A 22,922-nucleotide genomic window follows, 5' to 3' on the forward strand; every position below is an offset into this window, starting at 1 on the left:
TATAAGTTGAAATATATTTTCATAAACAATTGTTAGTTCCTCATAAGGACTGGTGATATAAATGCAAACCAAGTTAAACAAACAGATAAAATGTGGAATAATTTTACTACTTCTGGTAATGGTTTCCGGAGTAGGTGCAGCTGATGAGATCAATATAGATTTTGTCAGCAAGCTGGGCGGAGGTATTACCGGCGTTGCGATATCAGGCAACTATGCCTATGTCGGACAGGGTCAGGACCTTGTTGTGATGGATATCACTAATACTGCCAGACCGACAAAGGTAACAGCCGTTACCACTGATGGTATTGTGGAAGATATTGTAATATCAGATACCACTGCCTATGTAGCAGACAACACTGGTGGTTTTTTGATATTCGACCTCACTGATCCTTCTTCCCCAGCCCTCATTGGCAAATTCACTCAACCGGGTAATGTGATGGGTGTTGCTGTTTTAGACAATTATGCATACCTGAGCTGTGCCAGCCAGGGCCTTTACATCGTAGATATCACAAGTCCTTCATTATCTATGACCCGTACAGGTCGTTATGACACAGCCGGAGATGCACAGGGTGTCGATGTATCAGGCAACTATGCCTATGTAGCAGATGGATCGAACCTGACAGTGGTCAATGTAGGTACCCCTGCTTCCCCGACATTTGCAGGTAGTCTCGTAACCACCGGTGCAATAGATGTCACTGTTGCAGGCAACTACGCATATGTTTCATGTGGTTCTGCTGGTGTTGTGATCGCGAATATCAGCACTCCAACATCTGTTACTTCTGCAGGTACCCTCGACACTGCCGGATACACACAGAACATCGCAGTTTCAGACAATTTATGCTTCATAGCTGATGGTACCAATGGTCTTGTGATCTTAAATGTCATTAATCCTGCTTCACCATCTCTAGTAAGCACCCGTGCTATTGCTGGTCATTCCTATGATGTGGTAGTGGCAGACGATATTGCCTATGTAGCTTCTGGTTACAGCGGTTTTACTATTGTGAATGTCAGCAATCCTGCTTCTCCAACTAATATAGGCACTTACAATTGGGCAGGTTATGCACGTGATGTTGCTTTCTCGAACGATAAGGCCTATGTTGCCTTTGGTCACGGTGGTCTTATAACAGTGGATGCTGCAGATCCTTCTTCTCTTAACATAAAAAGCAGATTTACGACAACTACTTTTTGTTCCGGTGTGACAACATCAGGCAATTATGTCTATTTAGCTGCAGGTGAAGGCGGTTTGGTTGTATTTGATGCCTCAGTTCTTTCACCTTCAACAGGCACATCACAGCTTGTCAGTGACAGGGAAGAAATAGGTGACTTTGCTTATGATGTTGCCGTTGCAGGCAATCATGCCTATGTAGCAGCTAATGAAATGGGTCTTGTTATATTTGATGTCACTACCAAGACCAACATACGCCGCGTAGGTACATGTAACACCAACGGTCGTTCAGAGGATGTTGTTGTTTCAGGTAATTACGCCTACGTAGCCGACGGTACTAATGGTCTTGCGATCATAGATGTCAGCGATCCTGCCTCACCTGCTGTTGTAGGCGGCTATGATACACCTGGGTATTCATATGGTATCGCTGTTGCAGGCAATTATGTCTATCTGGCCGATGGAACCACTGGTCTTTTGATCTTCGATGTAACTAATGCTTCTGCACCAGTGCTCATAAGCACATATGACACTGCTGGATCTGCAACCACGGTTGCTGTACAGGGAAATTACGCCTTTGTGGCTGATGATACTCGTGGAGTTGTTGTTCTGAATGTATCAAACGTTTCTTCAGTGACTCCTGCAGGCGGTTTTAACACGGCAGGTACTTCATATGGTGTTGCTGTTTCAGGCAAAGATTTATATGTAGCCGATCATGGCAACGGTCTAGTTATTTTAAGGTTGCAGCCTGAAGTGGTCAATGACAGTGTAGGTGTTTATAACAACGAGGGTACGTGGGCTCTGTGGAGTGAAACGTTCAACTATGCAGATATAGTTGGATTCGGCTGGGCAAACACTCAACCTATTGTGGGTGACTGGGACGGAGACGGCTTTAAAGAGGTCGGTATCTACAACACTGCCGGAAATAATTTCCTGATCCAGAATGAAACCAACGAGGAAGGCTATGATCTCCTTGGTCTTGGCTGGCCTGGTGTAACCCCTGTCGTAGGTGACTGGAATGGTGACGGTGCTGAGGAAGTCGGTGTATATGACAATGCAGGTACATGGGCTCTGTGGAACACGACTACCAATAGCGCTGATGCTGTTGATATTGTTGGATTCGGTTGGGCAAACACCTTGCCGGTCGTAGGTGACTGGAATGGCGATGGATCCACAGATCTTGGTATCTACAACACTGCTGGAAACAATTTCATTATTCAGGGCACATCCGGTCCACAAGTTATCGGTCTTGGCTGGCTTGGTGTGACACCTGTCGTAGGTGACTGGAATGGCAATGGTACTGAAGAAGTAGGTGTTTACGACAATGCTGGTACCTGGGCCCTCTGGAACCCGGGAACTAACTCTGCGAATATCGCTGGGTTCGGCTGGGCAAACACCAGGCCGGTTGTAGGTGACTGGGACGGAGACAGCACAACAGAACTTGGTATATACAATACAGCAGGCCACAATTTCCTGATCCAGACTGACTCAGGATATGAGATCATAGGTCTTGGCTGGACAGGCGTGACCCCGGTTGTAGGTGCCTGGACATGATCTCCTTTTTTAAAAGGAGTCACTGATGAACAGCACAAAAATTAGAGAACTATGATGTGCTTTTGCACAAATGTAGAAGTTTAAGCAGGAAATAAACTTCTACATATTTTTTACTAGTGTGTCTTTACAGTTCGGTTTGTGTTCTATTCATGTATCATATCTGATCTGACCTTTACTGGTACATATTTTGTTCATTAACGTAAACAGAACTGGTTATTTCATATTTTGTATTTATGATCAACAATGATGCATATAAGTTTCATTGACATTATTAGGTGGCTGCACATTACCTTCAATGATTTTCTCTTCTTTTTTTAATCTTTAGAGAGATGTTCTTCCTATTCTCCTCGATCCTTCATTGCTGTAAATCTCATCATTATGATTATAAACATATTTAATATATTAACAAAGTATAAATATGCGAATATCTGATCTCTCTTTGTCTTACAACAAAAAGACAAAGCTTCAGAAGAGCAAAGAAGGTTGTGTGATTCAGATAAAAACGATGATATGCAAGGTGATTAAAATGCGAATGTTGATTGCATTGATGGTCTTGATAGCTTTAACTACAAGTGCTCAGGCTTGCTGGCCTCCTGCAAATCCCTCTGAGAACTCTGGTAACGATGCTGAACCTGTAAAAGTAGTAGAACCTGTTGAGGATGAACAGGACAATGCTACAAGTGAGGAGCAGGGATCTGATGGATCCAATGACACTGATGGTTCAGAAGAAGTAGAAGTAGTTGCTCCTGTTGTGGACACAGTCGACCAGGCTGTCACTGAGGAGCCTGAAGTTGTGGAGACACCAACTTCAGAGACCGTAACAGAAAGCGAGACCCACAGATCAAGTGGATATGGTGAGGCCCGCATACTAGAGATCAGTGCTACTGCTGTCCAGCCAAAGGATGCAGGAAGCAGACCGATAAATAACGAGCCAGTCAGTGTGACTTCTGGTACAAATGTCACTGTAGAGCAGATTACCGAAGTAAACACAGATGGAAATGCGGACAATAACAATAGTTCCTATGTAGCAGGAGCTGCGCTGGCATTGGTAGCTATGATCGCAGGTGCTGTCTACTACTTCAGGAAGTAACTATGATACACAGCAGGTACCAGAAAAAAGCCAGGTACCTGTTTATCTGTTTATTTCTCTAAGATCAAGAGGAAAAGTATACAAAATTACGAGGAACAGATCTTGAGGAAAAAACGGTGATATAACTGATACTAAAGACGATCAAATTAGGTGTATATGGTTGCGTGATACTTGCTGCAGCAATTTATGCCCAGTTCGACAATAGATGGCCAACAGTTTTTATTTATTAATATTAAAAGCGAAAAACCTTTGGTATCTAATTGCATCAGCTTTTTTGACTTTGGTCAAATAGACCGAACAATTGGAGGTATTTCTTTTCAATTACTTCCCACGAATAATTCTTTTTCACATATTTTCTTCCATTATCTTCTATCTTTGATCTCAGGTGATCATTAGAGCATAAGAATCTAAAGCATTCCCTGAACTCTTCGTAGTTCTGGTACCACAGGCCTGCATTGCTTCTGAGGCAATGTCCTTTTAACACGTCACATTCACCATTGACCAATACTGCTGTTCCGCTGGCCATTGCTTCCAAGGTGACCAGCGATAAGCTTTCATAAGGCGAGGGCATGATCAGAAATTGTGCCCCACCCAGTAAAGAATACTTTTCTTCTTCGGAGATAAAACCAAGGTATTTTATTTTATCGTGCTTTGGTATCTCTATTGCATCCAGACCTGCAAGTACAAGGGTGGGAATATCCGGAAACTCTTTCAGTAATCTCTGATAGTATTCGAATAATTGATAACAACCTTTTGATCCTTCGATCCTGCCAATATATAGCACATATTGCTTATTTTGCAGTTCTTCATTTTCAGTACGAAGTATGCTTTTCGGTACCTCGATACCGCACCCTGCTATATCAGATGCTTTACCTTTACTGATACCGACTTTTCTTTCAACCAGCTTTTTCTCTTCAGGTGTGCAATATATAATTCCATTTGCTCTTTCAAAGATCTCCTTTGTTGTGGTAAGGTCAAGAGCAGGGTCATTTTCAGCAAAAGGAACGACTAGTGACTTGTTTGTGACTTCCTTTATCCCATAATATGTCGGATAGTATCGGAATGTAAAAAAAACAAAGCAATCATAGTTATCCCTGTTATGAGAAATGTACTGCACCAGTTCGGGACAATTTGGTCCCTGTTCGTTTATCCATGAGAGCTCATCGTTTACGGTATGTGCAGAGTAATAGACAGTTTCCTGTATCTTTGTATGTTTATTTGGATTTCTTTTTGCTGCGTTCCTGAACCTATGTATACGAACCCCATTCAGTATATCAAGACCTTCAGGATATTCATTTTTCCAGAAGTGATAATCTGCTGCACAGGTAGTAAGGATCTCGATCTCATGGTATTGTCTCATTCTCTCGGCTACCAGCCTTGTGAAGTATTCGGCACCTCCTACAATATCTTGTCCATACCTTTGGACAACAAAAGCGATCTTCAAGTTTAAGAGATCTCCTTCAATTTTGCAATTATGGATGCTGCGATCCTATCCCATGAATATCTGGATTCAACAAGGTTCCTTGCGTTTAGCCTTAACATGTTTCGTAGTGTTTCCGTGTTCATCAGTTCGATTATTTTTTCACTCATCTGATCTTCGGTACATATCAGGGCATGTTTACCACTTTCGATATCCAGACCTCTTGCACCTGTAAGAGTGCTGATGGTGGGGATGCCTGCGCTCATGTAATCCAGCATCTTTAAATTCGTTCCCGAGCCGCTGAACATGGGATTTATGGCCAGGTCTGCCAGTTTATAAAGCTCATATTTCTCATCTTCATCGACAACACCGAAAGCCAGGACATTTTTCGGGATTTTGTCATATTCGTGTATATAATAATGTTTTATACTTCCGATAACTAAAAAGATACAGTCCGATAATTTACTGGTGATCTCATCCAGAATGAACTTCAAAGCCTCCAAATTCGGGGGATGCCAGCTGCCAATAAATAGAATAGTGTGGTGATCAGCGAGTCCAACTTCTTTTTTCAGCTGCTTCTTTTCTTCCAGGCCTATAAGTTCAATTTTTGATGTATCTACTCCATTAGGAGTTACAAGGATCTTATTTGGGGCAATACCATATAAGAGCATCAGATGTTCCTTATCCTCATCAGAGGTTGTAAAAACAAGGTCCGATCTTTCAGCCGCTTCTTTCTCAATGTCGAATACCTTTTGAGAGTAACGGATACCTGCGTAGTCCTTTTTAAGAAGGTATTCTACATTGTGTGATTCATATACGATGATCTTTTCATTCAGATCGATCCAGTTTTTCATCACAAAAAGGTATGGGTGTGAGAATATAACTATGTCGGCATCATCAGCCAACTTTTTTACTTTTTCAATGTAGTTCTCAGATCTTTCAACAAGATCTATCATAAGGACATCATATAGGTTCAAACCGGTCTTTCCTTCTATTTCCCACTGACATCTTGCATGTTCGATGCTCTGTGGAATACATATTTGTGTCAGTCCGTTCTTCAAGATGAGTTTCTGCTCCTCCTTATCATTTTCAAGTATGGAGCAAATGGTCACATCAAATTTCTTTGCAAGTCTGGAATATATATTATATAGCCTTTGCTGGCCTCCCCCTCTTGGCGGATAACAGGAGTAAGTAGCCAATACAAGGACCTTCTTTTTTCTCTGGGATCGGGTATCCCTTTCTCCTATTAGTTTAGCTACAAAGTTACTCCATGAGATCTTTTTCACTTTTTCATTTGCAAGAAGGCCCATTTTTCTGGCCTCTTCCACATGTTCAACGAAATAATTTATTTTATCTGCGATATGTTTAGGATCAGGATCGACTATGAACCCGGTTTTTGAATCTGACACAAATTCCAGGGGACCCCCACTGTCAAATGCTGTTATAACAGGTTTTGCACTCATCATTCCTTCAATGGTGATGTAACCATAGTCTTCATCCTGAGGAACGAACAGGATGACAAGAGCATTTGCATATAGGTCGACCAGTCCATTTTCTGTAACGAACCCCAGGAATTCTATCCTTGCATCACCCTGAGCCAGTTCCATGAGCCTGGTCTTTTCGGGTCCCTCACCTGCGATCTTTAACTTGATGTTATGTGGAACAAATTTCATCGCCTCGATCAGTATGTCTATGCGCTTTGGGCTGTCCAGCCTGCTTGCAGTGAAAAGGTATTCAAAGCCACGACATTCGAAATCCTCTATCTTTGAAGGTGGATATATGACCTTGACCCGTGCAGAAGGCGGAAAGTAATCTTGCCGTCTTTTTACATTCTCTGAAATTGAAAAATATTCTCTGATATTCTCATATGACAATGCCCAATGATCAAGAAAATGGATTATCTTTCTTATGAACGGTCCTGGAAATGTGAATAATTCTTTAGCGTAATTATCCTGTTCTGCTCTCAGCTGGAATAGTTTATGGAACAGGTCTTCTACGTTCTTGTCCTTTCTGATCCGGATCTCAGTGATGTCAAGGATCTCTTTAACAAGGCCGGTCCTGTGTTGATAGGGCACCTCAGGATCATCATTACACACATGATATGTATCGTACAGTCCCCTTAAAGGATGGACCATATATACTATGTGGTTACGATGTCTGACCATCCATGAAGGATATTTTGTGGAAATGATCATATCGAAATGCGATAGGTCCAATTGATAGAATTTATAATAAGATTCAACCAGATCCCAGAAGGTATTCTCTTTAGTTGTCAGTTTTATGAGTTCGCATTGGTGTGAAGTATAATTGTTTATGGCATCCTGCATACCACTTAACAGCAGTTCAGCTCCTCCGATAGTGAAAGGCACAGGACTTGGTGCAACGATTGCAATCTTCATATTATACCTCTTACTGATCTTTATCCGTATTTGCAGAACCCATTTCTACATAGCATCAATTTTCAGGCATATTGATGTTATCATCCGATAAGACATGAGAATTCAAAATAATATTTATCCAGATGCTTTAGCAACGTATATGAATATCCCAAGACCTCTTCCTCACCTTTAGCATTTAACTCATCCTTGCAAAGACAATTCTGTAGAAACCTGTCAATAGGTAACACTTTCTTTATATAAAGGTTTGGTGAATATTACCTCTAGTGTCTTTTTCTCTCTAATATCGATTTACATCCAATAAAAAATGATTACGGACAACAGATCCCGGGTTCAAAAGCGGATCACTTTGATCATCTTTCATTCCCGATCTCTCTGTTCCTTTTCACAAGTTGAATGTAATTTTGCTGTAACTGCAGATGATGTGTTATGAGCCCGCACAGAGGCGATACATCAGGAACTTTTCCGAGTTCCAGCATCCTTTCTCCTCTGCATCCGAAGGAATGCCACCGACTTTCACAATCCGTACTTCACTTCAAGGCCAAGTATTTCCCTTGCACCCATGGCAATGTCCCTGGCAATTTCAGCACAACCAATAGCAGCGCTCCATCTGTCAAGTACATGGCTCTGCACACCAAGGTGCTGTTCTATCTTTTTAACAACATATGGTATCTCAGCTACTGAACCTTCTATAAATACAATTCCATGTACACCGTAATCCTTCAATAGCACCTGTATGCTGGCTATTTCCATGGCAGCAAAGAGCGCCAGGGTATCAAGCGCCAGTAAGGCCTGTGGTTCTTTCCTGTCTGCAGCATCAATTAACTCTTGCCTGTCAGAATAACCTGCTCTTTTGAGCACACCGGTATTTGTGAATGCCTCATTAGCGCTTTTCTGTCCCTTATCAACTTCGCGGATCGCTCTCACATCCAACGGCCCATGGCGTAGGCCGGGTGCAAATATGCAGGCATCTATGGCCCCTATTATCCTTCCCTGTGCTACCCCCAGGGTAACAGTGTTCGAACTGATGTCAGATAGCACAAAATCCTGAGATCCCTGACAAAAGGCGTGGTATGCAATACCTATCTTTTCGGGGCTGGTGGAATGAGAAAATATATTCATTCTGGGATCAGTGTTACTGCCTTCGTGGATTCCCGGTATCACTACCGCAGGTATGCCGGAATTAAGTATGGCATCAAATACCTTTGACCCACCTCCTGTTTTCTGACCGGCGCCTTCTATACTCTGGACACCTCTGTGTTGCACAGTGTGGATATCTTCTATAGCAGTGATGCCATCACCCATGGAATAGGTGACTGCTATAAGCCCTATATCTTCTTTGCCAACACCGAAACTCTTTTCAAGGGCACTTATGATCTGCTCCCCTGACATGGCCGCTGCATCTGTGCGTAATATTTCCAGATTCACAGGTTCATGTGTTCCTTCGAACAACGCAGTGAATCTCATTGCTGTCGTACCATGGTCCACTCCGACATAGATCATTCTACTCTTGCTCCGCTCAATTGGTATGTTCCTCTATCATCTGGTTCAGTTCATTCATTATGCGCTCTCCGCCTTGTAGATCTCCCACGGTCGTGATTATCCTCAGTTCCTGGGAAGACGTGCCATGGGAGATCAAGAGCCTCAGGTTGCCTCTGTCATCCGGTCGCAGTACTTTACCAATGATAAGACCACCAGGATTGCTCTTTCCTCTCACAGTGATCACTGAAGGAACTATCTTCTTAACTTCTGTATGAAGGCTTATGAGCCGCACAAGTTTTTTGCCGTGCCTGCCCCCAATTATTGTCGTATGGGAGCCCCCGATCTTATTGTGGGGTTGCGCGACAGTAGAACACTGCCTGATGTCCTCTTTCATCTCATGGGAATTCTAACAGGTGCTATAAATGCGTAGTGGTTTTTGTTCCAAATAACCAGATCAGGAAGTCTAAAAAAGAAACAGGATATCAGATATCTTCTATATCCCGCATATCTACCAACTTAATGCTATTTCTTTCCAGAGCATTGATCGCAGATCTTATATCGTTGACCCTCAGGATGAGCAGCGCTTTTTCTGTCTTTGTGACAAAAGCATAGGCATAATCTATATTGATGTTCTCCTTGCCCAGCACATCAGCTATCTTAGCAAGCCCTCCGGGCACATCTTCCATCTCTACGCCAAGCACATTCGTTTCTGAGACCGTGAAACCTGTCTCATGCAATACCTCATGCGCCAGGTCTGGCTTGTCCACAACCATTCTTATGATCCCGAAGTCACCAGCTTCGGCTATGGTGAAAGCCCGGATGTTCACTCCTGCATCCCTGAACTTATCTGCGATGTTTGCAAGCCTTCCAGGCTTGTTCTCCGAAAACAGTGATATCTGTTTTATTATCTTGTTTTCCATAGGACCACCATCTGTTCAATTATTCAATGCGGTATCAGTTGTTATAATTTCCTGTTGTCGATGACCTTCTTGGATTTTCCCATAGACCTTGGAAGACTTCCATGATCCACAAGTTCGACCTTCACTGCAAGGTTCAATACTTTATGCAAAGCTGAAGCCACTTTCTCTTCAAGCTTTATTATATCGTTCACCTTGTCGCTGAAGGCAGCGTCGGTCATTTCTATCTGCACGGTCATCACATCAAGCTCGTTAACTCTGTCCACGATGATCTGGAAGTGTTCTCCTACTTCCGGAATGTTCATGAGCACGGACTCTATCTGTCCCGGGAAAACATTGATACCTCTTATGATCAGCATATCGTCCACACGGCCAAGTATCCGCATGATACGCGGATGTGTCCTGCCACATCTGCATGGCTCCTTGTTGAGCACAGTGTTATCTCCGACACGATATCTTATGAGCGGCAATGCTTCCTTGGCAAGGGTGGTGATCACGAGCTCTCCCCTTTCCCCGTCAGGTAAAGGTTCCCCGGTCTTAGGGTCAATTACTTCTATCAGGAACTGGTCTGCCCAGATATGGATACCATCCTGATAGGTACACTCGGTGAAAAGAGGGCCACTTAGTTCCGAAGTCCCAAATACGTCATAAGCTTTGATACCCGTGATCTCTTCGATCCTTGCACGCATTTGTTGCGACCACGGTTCGGCTCCGAATATACCGATCTTAAGTTTGGTGTCATCCTTCAGGCTTATTCCCATGCTCTTTGCCACTTCTGTCATGAAGAGGAAATAGGATGGCGTACATGCCATAGTCGTAGTACCCAGGTCTTTCATAAGCTCTATCTGCTTTTCTGTGTTACCGGAACTTGTGGGCAATACCGTAGAGCCTACTTCTTCAGCACCATAATGCAGGCCGAGCCCTCCGGTGAACAGGCCGTAACCATAGCTTACCTGAATAATATCTCCCCTTCCTACACCTATGGAAGTCATGGCTCTTGCAAGCGAGGTTGCCCACTCGTGGATGTCATTCTTTGTATATCCGACAACAGTGGGTTTTCCTGTTGTGCCTGAAGATACGTGGAAACGGGCAAGCTGTTCATTGGGTACGCAGAACATCCCGGTGGGATAAGTGTCCCTCAGGTCCTTTTTATATGTAAATGGCAATTTAGTGACATCTGCAAGGGTCTTGATGTCTTCGGGTCTTATTCCTGCTTCTTCGAACCTCTTTCTGTAAAAGTCAGAATGCTCGTAAACGTATCTCACTATACTTTTCAGTTTCTCTTCCTGTAATTTGTTTAGCTCCTCAAGGGGCATTCTTTCGATAAGAGGATTCCAGTATTCTATCATATATTCGCCTCTGTTCATGGAATATGGATATCAGAAGGATTCGCAGATGGATGGGTTGGGTTTATTTTCCAGTATCATTCTGACACGCTCCTTACATTCGTTCAGTACTTCGTTCATATCTGCCACTACATCTATTCCGGCTGCTCCTGCATGCCCTCCGCCCGTGCCTTCATACCTGGAACTTATCTCTTCCATGATCTTTCCCAGGTTGACCCCGGCATTGACAGCTTCCCTTTTGGCACGGCCGCTCACCCGGATCGTGTCATCCCTTTCAGTACCAATGAAAGCTACATCTGCACCGATGTTCAGGAACATAGAGGATGCTGCACCACCAAAGGAGTTAACATGTGAACAAACCACCAGCCAATCATCTATTCTCTCTATCGTGGCTCTGGAGGCACACTTAAGCATTGCTATCCTCATGGATATATCCTGGGGGGTTGCAGCCATCATTTCCAGCACATCTGCGTATTCTACTCCACTAGTAATGACTATTTCCGCAACGTTACGGAAAGTTTCGGCCGTTGCATGCTTAAAATGCCCGGTGTCTGTTACTATGCCCGTAAGCAGACCGAGTGCTGTGCGCCGCATGATCGGTGCATCCATACATTTGAGGATCTCAAAAACTATCTCAGCTGTGGATGTAGCGTTACGGTGCAGGTAGAACTCAGCATTCTCTGTAAGGGCGGTTGTGGAATGATGATCTATCACGCAATACTTCCCAAGCTTGATATCATTGAGCTGGGAACTGGTGGAAGTATCTACCACCAGAGTGATATCGTATTCAGAAGGATCAGGTTTATCAATAGCATCTATTCCCAGCTTATCGATAAGTAGTGCAGCCATCTTATTACAGCCATCTACAAGCCCGACTGTTCCACCAAGTGCTTCGGCAAGTGCAAAGGCGCTGCTAACTGCATCCGGGTCGGCGTTCCGGTGACATAGATATAATATCTTATTGAAGTCCAGAAGGCGGTTATAGAATTCTATTTCATCAACCTGCATCGAAACCTCTACTCATCACTTAATAAAGTAGTATGAGCATTAAAGCAGAGAGAGGGAGGGGGAAAGGGCAGAGCACTTATTGTGCCTGCTGGCCCATTGACTGCTGTATTTGTTCCTGCAGTTGAGTAAAGCGTTTTGAAATGCGTTCTTCCTGTCTTGAGATAGATTGGACCCTTAAAGATAATGTTTCTATTTTTTCTTTAAGCTTGGAAATAGTTTCCTGCTTTTCAGATCTTATCTGCAGGTCACCTACCGTCCTGTATATTACCGCATCATCCGGAAGTTTTTCAAGTTCCTCAAGAGCAAGTTCAGATTCTTTCTGCAGAGTTTCCATCTGGGATCTCTGAATGGAAAGTGATTGCGCTTGTTGTTGAACCTGCTGCAACTGAGCGATCTGGTTCTGTACTTGAGGGGGTATTTGCGTACTCATGTGGTTTCACCTGAATCTGAATTAACCTTAAATGATTTTAATGTTTCTCTAATTGGACTGCAGTTCCATGCTGGTATGCCCAAGCACTTCATATGCTACCTGTATCAGGCGTAACCAGGTGTTCATTGTGGAACGCAGGGAGACCAGGTCTGATGCGATCACTTTCAATATAAGTCTATCTTCCAGCACTTGCAGAGATATTTCTGATCTCTCAGTGACCGTTGTTCCTATCTCGGGCATCAGGGACCTATATATGAGAAGTGCCCTGTCTGTTTCAAAGACCGATTCTGCAGTTGCTTCCAATGGATCACTTACCGGATAGTTCTGATGTTCAACCTGAAAAGTTCCTGGCCTTCATACATAAAATCGAGTTGATCATCTGATATGTTGAGAACCAGGGGAGAAGAAGGCGCATCAACTAGTTCTATTGCAAGTATCTTCGCCAGAACAGGTGCAATATCGGCATGCCCGGTTGCTACAGGTGCTATTTTAGGAGATACCTTTTTCTGAAGCTTCTTTACAGCAGTTACACTTATCCGAATAGAAAGCAGTTCCCGACCATCCGGCGTATAGAAGATCAGACTTCCGGGATTCCCGTGGTATTCTCCTATTATCAATAATGGTCCATGAGCATCTTCTACCAGGGAAAGCACTTCTTTCATTCCCATCTTGCCACGGTTGATACTCTCACAATGAAAAAAAGAGGCAAGGTCTTTGCAAAGAGCCCTGGTATTTATTGAAGGTTTGCGAGAAGAAGTAATTAACATACTTCTACTCGGCCTTTATTCTTTTGATAGAGGTAGGCCTTTCTTTGACAAGTATACGATGTCCGCAATAGTCGCAGCGTATACCGAGAGCCCTATAATTTATCTCTACCACTTTTTTGCAACGTGTGCACTTGTATCCCATAGTTGTTATCACTCACTCCAGGATCTCTGTCGCCTTCTTTACAGAGCGGGCAACTGTAAGGCCTACAGGTGTCTGAGGCAGGAATGTGCCGCCGGCAAAAGTATAGCCGCATTTTTTACACTGCCAGATGCCTGTTCCTATTCTCCTTACGGTCGGACGTGCACATTTTGCACAGGTGTGGGGCATATGCATCTTTTCTTCAAGATCGGCAACCAGTTTGCGATCTTTCCTACCATATCTCACACCAAATCTCCCTGCAGATCTGGTCACACGTCCTTTCCTTGAATATTTCTTTGCCATGAGCATTCTCCTTGATCTTCAGTATACTGAAATTAACTTTTTATATCAATGACCATTTGCCCTCAGATGTTCAGCAGGTATTTTTCTCTGATCTCTTCAGCTTTAGCACATGCCATGTCCACTGCTTTCAACAATTGTTCCTGTGTCAGCATGCCTTCTCCTGTTTTCTGCATCGCAGAGATCGCACCGTTCTGGTTGGATGATATGGTCAATTTTGAATCTGCTACAGTTTCCTCTGCAAGTCCCGGATCTACCATCAATTCCCCGCCTATGTCCACCAGTGTAACGCCTATAGGCATATCTCTGATCGGCATCATCATATCCTCTCCCTTGCCTTCCCTTTCAGCAGGGACCTTTGAGGTCATGAGGGCAGCGATCGCACCAAGACATGATGCATCCTGAAGATTGCCATCGTCATTCAGTACATGCACATCTATGAATACGATCCAGACTTCTTCTCCTTCCGTAATACATAACTTATTTAAATCAATTGCGCCTGATTCCCGGATCCCTCTGTCGGTGACCCTTGCCATCTCGATAGCACCTTCTTTCGGGGGTCCTGCCTCGAAGTCCGGTGAAGCAAGCGGGTTCATCTCCAGATTTGTGATGATGACACCTTCATCAGGTGAATCAGAAAATGGGGCTCCTACCTGCAGTTTGACCCCTACCAGTACCTGGGTCTCTCCTATACACACTTTTGCAGAACCTTCTGCCTTATCAATGACATTTGTCTGCACGGTAATTCTTCGATACTCGTCGAATGAGCGTCCATCATCCCTTTTCCCTTTGAGCATCAGGTTGTAGATGTAATCCTTCTTAAGTGAGGCCATTACTTCACTGCTCATATCTTTCACCTACCTTCTCTGCTTCAGGATCCTCAGTTTCATCTGTTTTTGACCCTTCGCCTTCAGTAAATTCTGTGAAATCCTCTCCGGATGTTTCATCAGCAGGCTCAGATATATCTGTTTTAACTACGATCACTTCGATGCCTTCTTCATCTTCAAACTCAGATGTTTCAAAATCCTCTTCTATCAGTTCGATCTCGTTCTGGATATCCTCGGCTTTTTCTTCAGCAACTTCTACCAGGCTTTCTACGACCTCTTCATGAGATGCGAACTTCTTTTTCAAGGCTTCCTTTTGGATCTCGAGGATCTGTCTGCAGCCTTCTGTTGCCATTTCCAGTGCTTTTTTGAATTCTTCCTTTGTAAGATTTCCATCCATCTGCAGAAGGGATATCTCTCCGTCCTGGGTCATGGCAATGGGAAGGTCTGCGTTCCCGTAATTGTCCTCATCCTTGTTCAAATCCAGCACCAGCTGTCCATCAACTTTACCTACAGCACATGCCGATATGAGCCCCTTCATCGGAATACCGGCGTCAGCAAGAGCGATGGATGCAGCGTTAATTGCTGCTGTCCTGGTGCCTGCATCCGCCTGCAATACCTCTGCAAAAACATCTATTACTGCACTGGGATAATATTTTGTCATTATGATAGGGGCAAAAGCATCCCTGCTAACTTTTGAGATCTCAATGCTTCTTCGGCTTGGTCCGGGTCTTGCCCTGTCCTCAACTGAAAAAGCTGCCATATTATACCTGTATCTCACTATGGCCTCATCAGGTTTCTGCATCCTGCGGGGATGCAGCTCCCTAGGACCATATACTGCTGCCAGTATCTTGTTCTTACCCCACTCTAAATAACATGAACCGTCAGCCCTTGATAAGACACCTATCTCGATGGTCATGGGCCTGATCTCATCAACTGCCCGTCCATCCAGGCGCAGGCCATTCTCATCAATGAACTTCTCAGGTTTATTAGCCATAATACATTCTCCAATATATACTAAATCTATTTTCTGATCATGTGCAGAACATACAGTAAACTTTCAGTTTTCCTCTGTATCCAGTAGCTGATCTACCTTTCTGCTGGTCTCGTCAACTTTCTCCGGGTCTTCACTGTATTCCTCATCTGCAGAATTTATATCTTCCACAACCTCTCCCTGCTCGATATCAGTGTCTCCAGCTTCTTCATACACGGTTGTATCGTCGGTTTTCTCTTCTACCTGAAGGAATCGGCTGATCTTGTCTGTCAGGCCGGAAGTATGGGATTCACGGATGATCATATCAATAGCTTCTGAAAGCTTATCCATATTCTCGTCTTTACCATTTATCCATATCCTTCCGTTCTGCCCCACGAATATCTCGCAGCCAGTTTCCTTCTTTAACATGGAGACCATGGAACCGTTATGCCCTATGACGCGGGGAACTTTCGTGGAAGGCACTTCAAGCAGTCTGCCCCCTTTGATCTTTCTTAATCCCTTCTCTCGAAGGGTGAGTTCTATCTTCATGGAGGCATCAACATCTTTTATTCTGAGGATAGCACAATCTCCTATGTCAAAGATCTCCCTCATCATGGATGATTCCACCCTCCGGGGGTACTCTGATACATGCAACAGGCCATCATAAGGAGACCCAATATCAAAGATCCAGTTTGAAGAGGTTGTCTCAAAAACAGTACCTATGACAAAATCCTTTCTGGAAGGAATGTACTTCCCAGAAAATGGAATAACAGATATCTTATTCTTTATGTTAGCTACTCCATAAAGGAGGGAATATACTTTTCCCTCCTTTACATAGGTTCCGGAGCCCGAATCATTCGTATTATCGGAAAGAAGTTGACCCGGAACTACAATTTCTCTATCCATTATCTAGCCTCTTATAAAAGTTTAGTTTCAGCATCACCCTTGGTAAGGTGGTTCACAAGACCATAAAAATCGTTCTGCATTCCAGCCGGCATTTTCACAACACCTACCCATGAACCATCTTGCTGCCATTGTTCCTTGACCAAGGTCCCAAACCTGGCAATCTCCCCATATGATTTTGGAGCGTATACCGCTGGTACTTTGACTGCTATTTGTACTTCTTCAAAGCGTATAGGTATGATCGGGCGGATGGCCTTCATCACGATCATCACTTGTTCATCTACGGGTTTGAATGGGTCAATATGGACCTTTGCCTCTTCCATGGCCTTCTCTATTCTCGAAGGAGGGTGAGGAGCTTTGGTTTGTGGATTTATTGCATTCTGTGCGATCGTACTGATTATGCGCTTTGTCTTCTCGTCAAGGATATGCTTTCTCTGCTCCTTGGTTAACTGCAGTTCTCCATGTAAAATGATCTCCTTTGCAATGATCAGGGAATCCAGTGTGCCAAAGATATTCTGAAGATCGGATTCAGATGCATGTTCCCCCTGTCCAGCATCAGAAAAAATGGATTCGACCGCAATGATCTCTTCGATATTTACTTCATCCCCTTTTTTCAGTGCCAGTGCTCCCTCAGGCTCAACAAAGACCTCATAGTGATTTTTGCCTTTCTTAAGTCTTGCAATAACGCATTCATCAAGAGATACCATTTTATATCCCCCACATTCATACACGAAGTATTTTTATATAACTTTATGTCATTCGAGTCTTTCACTCACCGGCAGCCCCATTGTCGGGAACGGAACCGGCATCCTCTTTTACTTCCTTTTTCTGTTCTTCAAGGACCTTCGAAACATATTGCTGGACTTCTTCTTCTGCAAGCTTGCGGAATGTACGGTCCTGTAGTGTAACTACTCCCACTTCCAGTGTTGCAGCATCGATCTTTCCTTCGGTGGACTTGTATAAGGCGGTCATGCCAAGCAGAATTGCTTCATCAATGCCCAGATCCCCGCGGTACTCCGCTTCGAAAACTTCCATGAAGGTGTTCCTGCCCGCACCGATGGCCGTGGCCTTATATTCCAGCAAGGCACCACTTGGATCACTTTCAAATAGTCTTGGTCTGGTGTCATCCACTCCTGCTATTAAGAGCGCAGTACCATAAGGCCTGACCCCTCCAAACTGAGTGTAGTTCTGTTTGTGATCGCAGATCTTCTTTGCAAGCACTTCAACACCTATGTTCTCATCATAGGATACTTTGTTGATCTGTGCTTCAACTCTGGCTCTGTCGACCAGTGAGCGGGCATCGGCCACCAGCCCGGAAGTAGCAACACCTATGTGGCTGTCTATCTGGAAGATCTTCTCTATGGATTCAGCTTCAATTAGTCTGCTGGTAATTCTTTTATCCACAAGAAGTACAACGCCTTCCTTTGCCTTGATGCCTGCGGCAGTTGTTCCTCTCTTCACGGCTTCCCTAGCATATTCCACCTGAAAGAGCCTTCCATCCGGACTGAATACTGTGATTGCACGATCATAACCCATCTGTGGCGTCATTTGCATATCTAATCATCTCCTATGTTAACAAACTATCTATTCTTCGGCTCTGTTCTATGAACATTGTTATTACTTATATATTAATGTGCTCGGGTTCTGATATTGCTGCACACTTATATACTTTTGTGTTGCACCCTTCACAGTACCCGATATGCCCAGTACATGCACTATTGCACGCTGTCCACCAATAGTTGTTATTGTGGCAAGCGCTGCACGAGATCTTTCTTCCATCCTGTGGGAACAGCGCAGTATCCCTTTCTGGTTTCCAAAATCAAGCAATCTAACTCCACATTCGCTGGAACCTATATCACCATACAGTGACCCTATAGCAGAGAAGATCTCACGTAAAAGTTCTTCTCTGGATACTTCGCGTTCCGTAATTATCTCTATTGCAAGATAACGTTTTCTTTGTCTTAAGCTGGAAGGAAGTGTTTTCAACAGAATTCCTCCTGCCTTTCAGGAGGGACCTGTTCCTCTATGAGTTCCACACCATCCATAATAAAGCCATGGGTCTTTCTTTTCGTTCTAAGGATAGCAGCAGGTATAGCGGTCATGGCATTTATTGCTTCTTCCTTTGTCATTCCGAACAAACTTGACAATGCAATGAGCTCTCTTGGTCCCCGTATATCATAGATGGACCGTGCACCACTGGTCAGTACCATGTGCACATCGAACTTCCTTGCAAGCATAAGGCGCTGCTCAAGTTCTGAGACCGCATGCAATCTTTTCCCGCCTCGGTATCTTATCAGGGATCCAACATCGAACTCGATGGCAATACCTCTGTCAGCAGCAGATCTTGCGATCACGTGGTCCAAGCCGCCATCCTTGATACCAAAAGGCAAAGATAATATGTTCACATTTGCAGCTTCAACTGCTGAACGGTTCAGTTTATCCGTTCCTCCCTCTACCATCACAAAATCGACTTTTTTAGCGCAGTGGCTGATCTGGGAGTGGAGTTTAGAAGGATTCTCTTCATGTATCTCCACTCCATGTACAAGATCAAAAAAAGAATTACGAGGGCCAGTATATGATATCAGTGATTTGCTATTTGGTACCTGTGCTATTCCTACACCTTTAAAACCAAAATGTGTAGCAATTGAGAGGAATCTTTCCATTGCCTGGTCATCTTCAGGCAGGTAACGGATGCAAAGATCATAATACCTTTCAACCAAACAACTCCTCCACTATCTTCCCTGCCATTTCCCTGTTCTTTGGATATGTTTCTATCTTCACTTTAGCAGTTATAGCATCAGAGGACGAAACAATTTTCACACGGCCCATGTAAGCTTCTTGTTTATCGAACCTCAGGTGGAATACCTGGTCATCATCAAGCCTGTCGGGCATTTCATTCCGAAGGATCGCAATATCTTCCAATGTCATATTATTGTGGACGAACTCTGAGAAGGCCATTGTATCATGCTTACGGGTAAGCTGTGTGCTGAAGATAGTTATTGGATTTCCATAGTGTCCTTCAGCTTCAATAGTATCGACTACCTCTGAAAACGAATCCGGGCCTTTATCCCTAAAAGAGTTCTTTAAAAACAGACCCAGGGCATCCATGACCCTGGACCTTTCTTCTGTCGAGTGAGCTATCACTCGCAAATTTATATGATGGATCACTTGCCCCTGTTCATGTTAGACCTGATACTGGGCCGGTTCTTCTCGGTTCCTGTACCACGTTTACCCATGCCTCTGCCCTTTACACCGGCACTTGTCTTTCCACGGAAAGCACGCCCCTTCTGGCTGCTGTTGCAGATCCAATTAAGATTGTTGTCGCTCTTGATCACGGGGTGGCTGGGATCCACAAGGATCACTTCGTACCACTTGCCTTTTCCATCCTCGCCTACCCAGTAGGAGTTAAGGACTTCCATGTTCGGGTATTTTCTGGATGCACGCTCTTCAGCAATTCTCTGGATACTTTTACCCGCAGTGGTCTTGTTCTTACCCATGTTGTGGCTGCGCCTTCCGCGGACATATCTTTGATTTCTGCGGCTTCCTCTTCTTACTTTCGCACGCACCACTATTATCCCCTGTTTAGCCTTGTATCCAAGGGACCTTGCACGGTCTATACGGGTAGGCCTTCTGATCTTTACAATGGAACCCTGTTCTCTCCATTCCTGAAGTCTTTCCCACCTAAGGTCCTTGACATAAGTTTCATCAGGGTTCTTCCAAGCATCTCTTATATATCCATAAAAAGATTTTGACAATATGTTCACCTTGTTTCATTTTCAGTTTCACGGTTCAACCCATTTTGGGTCACATTCCCACGGGATCGCTCCCGAATGAAACGAAACTACTACGCACATGATATGATTTAAATGTTTTTGCCAAATGCCTTTTAGATCATACTTCCAATCCTTATGTCATATTTAATTTTCTGGCCGCTGGTCCAGATAAGCTGAGGCATTCTTCAGAGTTTCGGTCATAGTAGATATATTTTGCATTATCTTCTCAATATATGCTATATTCTCTGTTTCAGTTTCCTGTTCGAGAAGAACCTGTGCATAATCCTGTATCTCGGTAACCGGACCCATCAGGTCCTGGTTGAGCACGCCAGTGAACCTATCTCTCATTTCACTCAAATTCAGCAACAGGTCATCTTTCATCCTGAGTTCAGTGATGTCTTTTCCGGAACATATCAATGCCTCTATATTTCCATCACTGTCATAGATAGGGGACTCGCTCCAGCTAACAATTATTGTCCCTCCGTCCTTTTTAAGGATCTTTCTCTCAAATAAGTGTGGAGTTTCGATCTTCTTCGTTATGATGTCTCTGAATTTTTCTTTTTCCTTCTCTCTTTCTTCCTGTAAGACCAGCACATCGAACATATTCTGGCCAATAAGTTCAAACTCATCATACCCGAGGGCTTCATTTCCTGTACGGTTAATAAGATTTATCTTTTGCTCGCGATCCACTACAAGCATTAGCACTCCGGCCACATCGATACACTGGTATGCATAATTACGTTCAGCAAGTATCCGGTCCTGAAGATGTTTTATTCGCGTGAGGGATTTTACACGGGTCACAAGTTCGAGCCTATTTACGGGCTTACTTAGGAATTCGTCTGCACCTGACTCAAGGCCTTTGATCTTCTCATCCTTGCCTGAAAGCGCTGTTACCATTATAATAGGTAGGAATTGTGTCTCTACCGACGTCTTCAAGACCTTGCAGACCTCATATCCGTTCATATCGGGCATCATTACGTCAAGTATTATTACCGAAGGCTTTTCGGATCTGGCTTTCTCAAGAGCCTCCTTTCCATTATATGCTCTGATTATTTCATAATCTGTCTTGAGATAAAGTTCCATGAGATCTACGATAGCCGGCTCATCATCAACTACTAATACCCTGTCAAGATCTGATCCTATCATGGTAACCTCTCATAAATCTGTTATTCAGGGAAGCATGTATAGTTATTTTGGATTTTCTATTATCAAATATAACGTTCCCTTTGGAGTATATATATTTGTGTGTCATTTTTTCAAAGACCTTAATATCGTCTATGTCTTTTGACACGCGATTCCCAAACATGCTATTGCCCATCCTTCAAACATCTTTTCCCTCATAAAGTACATATATATATATTTCAATAAGTAAATAAGTATCGTATTACCTAAAAGTTCGGAAGTAGTAAATACCTTTTGCCGGACATGTCATGTATCTGCCAAACTGCTACTTTTATAAAAAATGGGGTTGGTGAGATTTGAACTCACGATCGACGGGTCTCTCCGAACAAATGCTTCTCAGCATCCTGAGCACATATCAGTGCTCCAACGGCTCCTCACTGATAAGCCCCGTCGGACATATCTCAGTAGACCCGTTGTTCATCATCTATCCGCTGGAGCCCGTCGCCATGCCGGGCTAGGCCACAACCCCAGATAGGTTAATCCCCTGAATACATCTTATCACTGATATATCTATCGGTAATTGCTTTCGGATCAATGGGTATTTCCTGTGATCTTATCAGGGGGTCAATACTCTGCTTATTTGGCCAACTGTATGCGACAGTATAAAAAAGTTGTATGCATGCATTTCTAAATACTTTTAAATAATATTAATTCTTAGTATAAGTGGGTTAGGAAGAGAAAGTAAAAGTTGCATTAGAAATCTTATGTTCTAAAAGAACTGCAAAGAACTCTGTCTTCAGAATTGAGCGTCAATACACTTGCTCTTTCCTATCTACCACAATTTATGGAGAGAATATTGTGGCACTTGCCAGCAACAAAAACGTATGTTCCATTGAGGACCAACCCTTTAAGAGTGGATCTCTTAAAAACAATCTGAGTACGAAAGTCAAAATATGCAATTTTTGCCGAACACCTATGAAAAATTAGGTAGGCAAAAATGAACACTTATTTATAGGTGCAATGCATAACGTTTTTTTTGTGATTATATGGAAAACGATGAAAAACACATTTTTACGATGGAAGAGATTGCGACTGATGCGGCTTTTAAGAAATATATCGGAAAATCCAATACCTCCAAATCCACTAAAGAAGCTTATAAATATGCTTTGGCACGATGGTCTACACATGTTCAGATGATGCCTGACGATGCTCTTAAAAAGGCAAAAGAAGAACAGATGACTATTTTCGATGTGAACGACCGGACTCTCGATACTCAGTTATCAGAATTTTCAAATTCATTGAAAGATTTGTCGAGT

General features: G+C 43.5%; 26 protein-coding genes and 1 tRNA gene. 3 read left to right on the top strand and 24 right to left on the bottom strand.

All coding sequences use genetic code 11. The features are described from left to right. Positions 1-61: 61 nt before the first annotated feature. Together A4E24_RS10065 and A4E24_RS10070 are read left to right on the top strand one after the other, a co-directional pair. Positions 62-2,716, top strand: a complete 2,655-nt coding sequence (locus A4E24_RS10065) for a hypothetical protein (protein WP_292353219.1) — start codon at positions 62-64, stop codon at positions 2,714-2,716. A gap of 526 nt (positions 2,717-3,242) precedes the next feature. Then, a complete protein-coding gene (locus tag A4E24_RS10070) occupies positions 3,243-3,806 on the top strand; it encodes a hypothetical protein (RefSeq protein WP_292353220.1) in 564 nt (187 codons plus the stop codon). A 265-nt stretch (positions 3,807-4,071) separates the two neighbouring features. Here A4E24_RS10070 and A4E24_RS10075 read toward each other — a convergent pair whose 3' ends face one another. The 24 genes from A4E24_RS10075 to A4E24_RS10190 all read right to left on the bottom strand — a co-directional run bounded on the left by A4E24_RS10075 (position 4,072) and on the right by A4E24_RS10190 (position 22,135). Beyond that, the gene (locus A4E24_RS10075) at positions 4,072-5,250 is read right to left on the bottom strand and encodes a glycosyltransferase family 4 protein (RefSeq protein ID WP_292353221.1); all 1,179 of its coding nucleotides are present in this window, start codon (positions 5,248-5,250) and stop codon (positions 4,072-4,074) included. 2 nt (positions 5,251-5,252) lie between these two features. Beyond that, positions 5,253-7,625, bottom strand: coding sequence for a glycosyltransferase family 4 protein (locus A4E24_RS10080; RefSeq protein ID WP_292353222.1), 2,373 nt, complete (start codon positions 7,623-7,625; stop codon positions 5,253-5,255). A 350-nt stretch (positions 7,626-7,975) separates the two neighbouring features. Further along, positions 7,976-8,101, bottom strand: coding sequence for a hypothetical protein (locus A4E24_RS10085; RefSeq protein ID WP_292353223.1), 126 nt, complete (start codon positions 8,099-8,101; stop codon positions 7,976-7,978). Between the two features lie 37 nt (positions 8,102-8,138). Beyond that, positions 8,139-9,125, bottom strand: a complete 987-nt coding sequence (locus A4E24_RS10090; RefSeq protein ID WP_292353224.1) for a methanogenesis marker 12 protein — start codon at positions 9,123-9,125, stop codon at positions 8,139-8,141. 16 nt (positions 9,126-9,141) lie between these two features. Then, a complete protein-coding gene (locus A4E24_RS10095; protein ID WP_292353225.1) occupies positions 9,142-9,498 on the bottom strand; it encodes a DUF2103 domain-containing protein in 357 nt (118 codons plus the stop codon). A gap of 88 nt (positions 9,499-9,586) precedes the next feature. Then, a complete protein-coding gene (locus tag A4E24_RS10100) occupies positions 9,587-10,024 on the bottom strand; it encodes an ACT domain-containing protein (RefSeq protein WP_292353226.1) in 438 nt (145 codons plus the stop codon). Between the two features lie 41 nt (positions 10,025-10,065). After that, positions 10,066-11,370 (bottom strand): phenylacetate--CoA ligase family protein, encoded by a 1,305-nt coding sequence (locus A4E24_RS10105; protein WP_292353246.1) that lies wholly within the window; start codon positions 11,368-11,370, stop codon positions 10,066-10,068. A gap of 30 nt (positions 11,371-11,400) precedes the next feature. After that, positions 11,401-12,375: a bifunctional oligoribonuclease/PAP phosphatase NrnA gene (locus A4E24_RS10110; protein WP_292353227.1), complete on the bottom strand. Its 975-nt coding sequence runs from the start codon at positions 12,373-12,375 to the stop codon at positions 11,401-11,403. 76 nt (positions 12,376-12,451) lie between these two features. Then, positions 12,452-12,805, bottom strand: a complete 354-nt coding sequence (locus A4E24_RS10115) for a prefoldin subunit beta (RefSeq protein ID WP_292353228.1) — start codon at positions 12,803-12,805, stop codon at positions 12,452-12,454. A 48-nt stretch (positions 12,806-12,853) separates the two neighbouring features. Continuing rightward, the gene (locus A4E24_RS10120; RefSeq protein ID WP_292353229.1) at positions 12,854-13,108 is read right to left on the bottom strand and encodes a KEOPS complex subunit Pcc1; all 255 of its coding nucleotides are present in this window, start codon (positions 13,106-13,108) and stop codon (positions 12,854-12,856) included. Positions 13,109-13,116: 8 nt separating this feature from the next. After that, positions 13,117-13,473, bottom strand: coding sequence for a hypothetical protein (locus tag A4E24_RS10125; RefSeq protein ID WP_292353230.1), 357 nt, complete (start codon positions 13,471-13,473; stop codon positions 13,117-13,119). 103 nt (positions 13,474-13,576) lie between these two features. Next, a complete protein-coding gene (locus tag A4E24_RS10130) occupies positions 13,577-13,714 on the bottom strand; it encodes a DNA-directed RNA polymerase subunit P (protein ID WP_292353231.1) in 138 nt (45 codons plus the stop codon). 12 nt (positions 13,715-13,726) lie between these two features. Beyond that, on the bottom strand, positions 13,727-14,014 hold the full coding sequence (locus A4E24_RS10135; RefSeq protein WP_292353232.1) for a 50S ribosomal protein L37ae: 288 nt from the start codon (positions 14,012-14,014) through the stop codon (positions 13,727-13,729). A 62-nt stretch (positions 14,015-14,076) separates the two neighbouring features. Continuing rightward, a complete protein-coding gene (gene rrp42, locus A4E24_RS10140) occupies positions 14,077-14,868 on the bottom strand; it encodes an exosome complex protein Rrp42 (RefSeq protein ID WP_292353233.1) in 792 nt (263 codons plus the stop codon). Continuing rightward, entirely contained in the window at positions 14,849-15,832 is a 984-nt protein-coding gene (gene rrp41, locus A4E24_RS10145; protein WP_292353234.1) for an exosome complex exonuclease Rrp41, read from the bottom strand. The genes rrp42 and rrp41 overlap by 20 nt, the downstream gene beginning before the upstream one ends. Before the next feature lie 63 nt (positions 15,833-15,895). Further along, positions 15,896-16,714, bottom strand: coding sequence for an exosome complex RNA-binding protein Rrp4 (gene rrp4 / locus A4E24_RS10150; RefSeq protein ID WP_292353235.1), 819 nt, complete (start codon positions 16,712-16,714; stop codon positions 15,896-15,898). A gap of 11 nt (positions 16,715-16,725) precedes the next feature. Continuing rightward, entirely contained in the window at positions 16,726-17,418 is a 693-nt protein-coding gene (locus tag A4E24_RS10155; protein ID WP_292353236.1) for a ribosome assembly factor SBDS, read from the bottom strand. 61 nt (positions 17,419-17,479) lie between these two features. Then, entirely contained in the window at positions 17,480-18,265 is a 786-nt protein-coding gene (gene psmA, locus A4E24_RS10160) for an archaeal proteasome endopeptidase complex subunit alpha (protein ID WP_292353237.1), read from the bottom strand. Positions 18,266-18,328: 63 nt separating this feature from the next. Then, positions 18,329-18,697, bottom strand: a complete 369-nt coding sequence (locus A4E24_RS10165) for an Rpp14/Pop5 family protein (protein ID WP_292353238.1) — start codon at positions 18,695-18,697, stop codon at positions 18,329-18,331. Next, positions 18,694-19,431, bottom strand: coding sequence for a ribonuclease P protein component 3 (gene rnp3, locus A4E24_RS10170; protein WP_292353240.1), 738 nt, complete (start codon positions 19,429-19,431; stop codon positions 18,694-18,696). Before rnp3 ends, A4E24_RS10165 begins: the two co-directional genes overlap by 4 nt. Beyond that, a complete protein-coding gene (locus A4E24_RS10175) occupies positions 19,424-19,855 on the bottom strand; it encodes an RNA-binding domain-containing protein (RefSeq protein ID WP_367121182.1) in 432 nt (143 codons plus the stop codon). Before A4E24_RS10175 ends, rnp3 begins: the two co-directional genes overlap by 8 nt. A 20-nt stretch (positions 19,856-19,875) precedes the next feature. Continuing rightward, positions 19,876-20,466 (bottom strand): 50S ribosomal protein L15e, encoded by a 591-nt coding sequence (locus tag A4E24_RS10180; protein ID WP_292353243.1) that lies wholly within the window; start codon positions 20,464-20,466, stop codon positions 19,876-19,878. A 162-nt stretch (positions 20,467-20,628) separates the two neighbouring features. After that, positions 20,629-21,630, bottom strand: a complete 1,002-nt coding sequence (locus A4E24_RS10185) for a response regulator (RefSeq protein WP_292353244.1) — start codon at positions 21,628-21,630, stop codon at positions 20,629-20,631. A 317-nt stretch (positions 21,631-21,947) separates the two neighbouring features. Further along, positions 21,948-22,135 (bottom strand) — tRNA-Trp (locus A4E24_RS10190). Positions 22,136-22,652: 517 nt separating this feature from the next. On the opposite strand from A4E24_RS10190, the gene A4E24_RS10195 reads away from it, so the two are divergent. Further along, on the top strand, positions 22,653-22,922 hold a 270-nt coding region (locus A4E24_RS10195; protein ID WP_292353245.1), incomplete at its 3' end, for a hypothetical protein.

This window comes from Methanomethylovorans sp. PtaU1.Bin093, from assembly GCF_002067275.1.
Lineage (GTDB): Archaea > Halobacteriota > Methanosarcinia > Methanosarcinales > Methanosarcinaceae > Methanomethylovorans.

Coding starts and splice junctions, on each gene's coding strand:
- A4E24_RS10080 (WP_292353222.1), bottom strand. CDS start 7,625: ATGAAGATTGCAATCGTTGCACCAAGTCCTGTGCCTTTCACTATCGGA.
- A4E24_RS10090 (WP_292353224.1), bottom strand. CDS start 9,125: ATGATCTATGTCGGAGTGGACCATGGTACGACAGCAATGAGATTCACT.
- A4E24_RS10130 (WP_292353231.1), bottom strand. CDS start 13,714: ATGGGATACAAGTGCACACGTTGCAAAAAAGTGGTAGAGATAAATTAT.
- A4E24_RS10135 (WP_292353232.1), bottom strand. CDS start 14,014: ATGGCAAAGAAATATTCAAGGAAAGGACGTGTGACCAGATCTGCAGGG.
- A4E24_RS10065 (WP_292353219.1), top strand. CDS start 62: ATGCAAACCAAGTTAAACAAACAGATAAAATGTGGAATAATTTTACTA.
- A4E24_RS10100 (WP_292353226.1), bottom strand. CDS start 10,024: ATGGAAAACAAGATAATAAAACAGATATCACTGTTTTCGGAGAACAAG.
- A4E24_RS10110 (WP_292353227.1), bottom strand. CDS start 12,375: ATGCAGGTTGATGAAATAGAATTCTATAACCGCCTTCTGGACTTCAAT.
- rrp41 (WP_292353234.1), bottom strand. CDS start 15,832: ATGGCTAATAAACCTGAGAAGTTCATTGATGAGAATGGCCTGCGCCTG.
- A4E24_RS10095 (WP_292353225.1), bottom strand. CDS start 9,498: ATGAAAGAGGACATCAGGCAGTGTTCTACTGTCGCGCAACCCCACAAT.
- A4E24_RS10105 (WP_292353246.1), bottom strand. CDS start 11,370: ATGATAGAATACTGGAATCCTCTTATCGAAAGAATGCCCCTTGAGGAG.
- A4E24_RS10115 (WP_292353228.1), bottom strand. CDS start 12,805: ATGAGTACGCAAATACCCCCTCAAGTACAGAACCAGATCGCTCAGTTG.
- A4E24_RS10155 (WP_292353236.1), bottom strand. CDS start 17,418: ATGGTATCTCTTGATGAATGCGTTATTGCAAGACTTAAGAAAGGCAAA.
- A4E24_RS10085 (WP_292353223.1), bottom strand. CDS start 8,101: ATGCTGGAACTCGGAAAAGTTCCTGATGTATCGCCTCTGTGCGGGCTC.
- A4E24_RS10070 (WP_292353220.1), top strand. CDS start 3,243: ATGCGAATGTTGATTGCATTGATGGTCTTGATAGCTTTAACTACAAGT.
- rrp4 (WP_292353235.1), bottom strand. CDS start 16,714: ATGGATAGAGAAATTGTAGTTCCGGGTCAACTTCTTTCCGATAATACG.
- A4E24_RS10125 (WP_292353230.1), bottom strand. CDS start 13,473: ATGGGAATGAAAGAAGTGCTTTCCCTGGTAGAAGATGCTCATGGACCA.
- A4E24_RS10185 (WP_292353244.1), bottom strand. CDS start 21,630: ATGATAGGATCAGATCTTGACAGGGTATTAGTAGTTGATGATGAGCCG.
- psmA (WP_292353237.1), bottom strand. CDS start 18,265: ATGCAAATGACGCCACAGATGGGTTATGATCGTGCAATCACAGTATTC.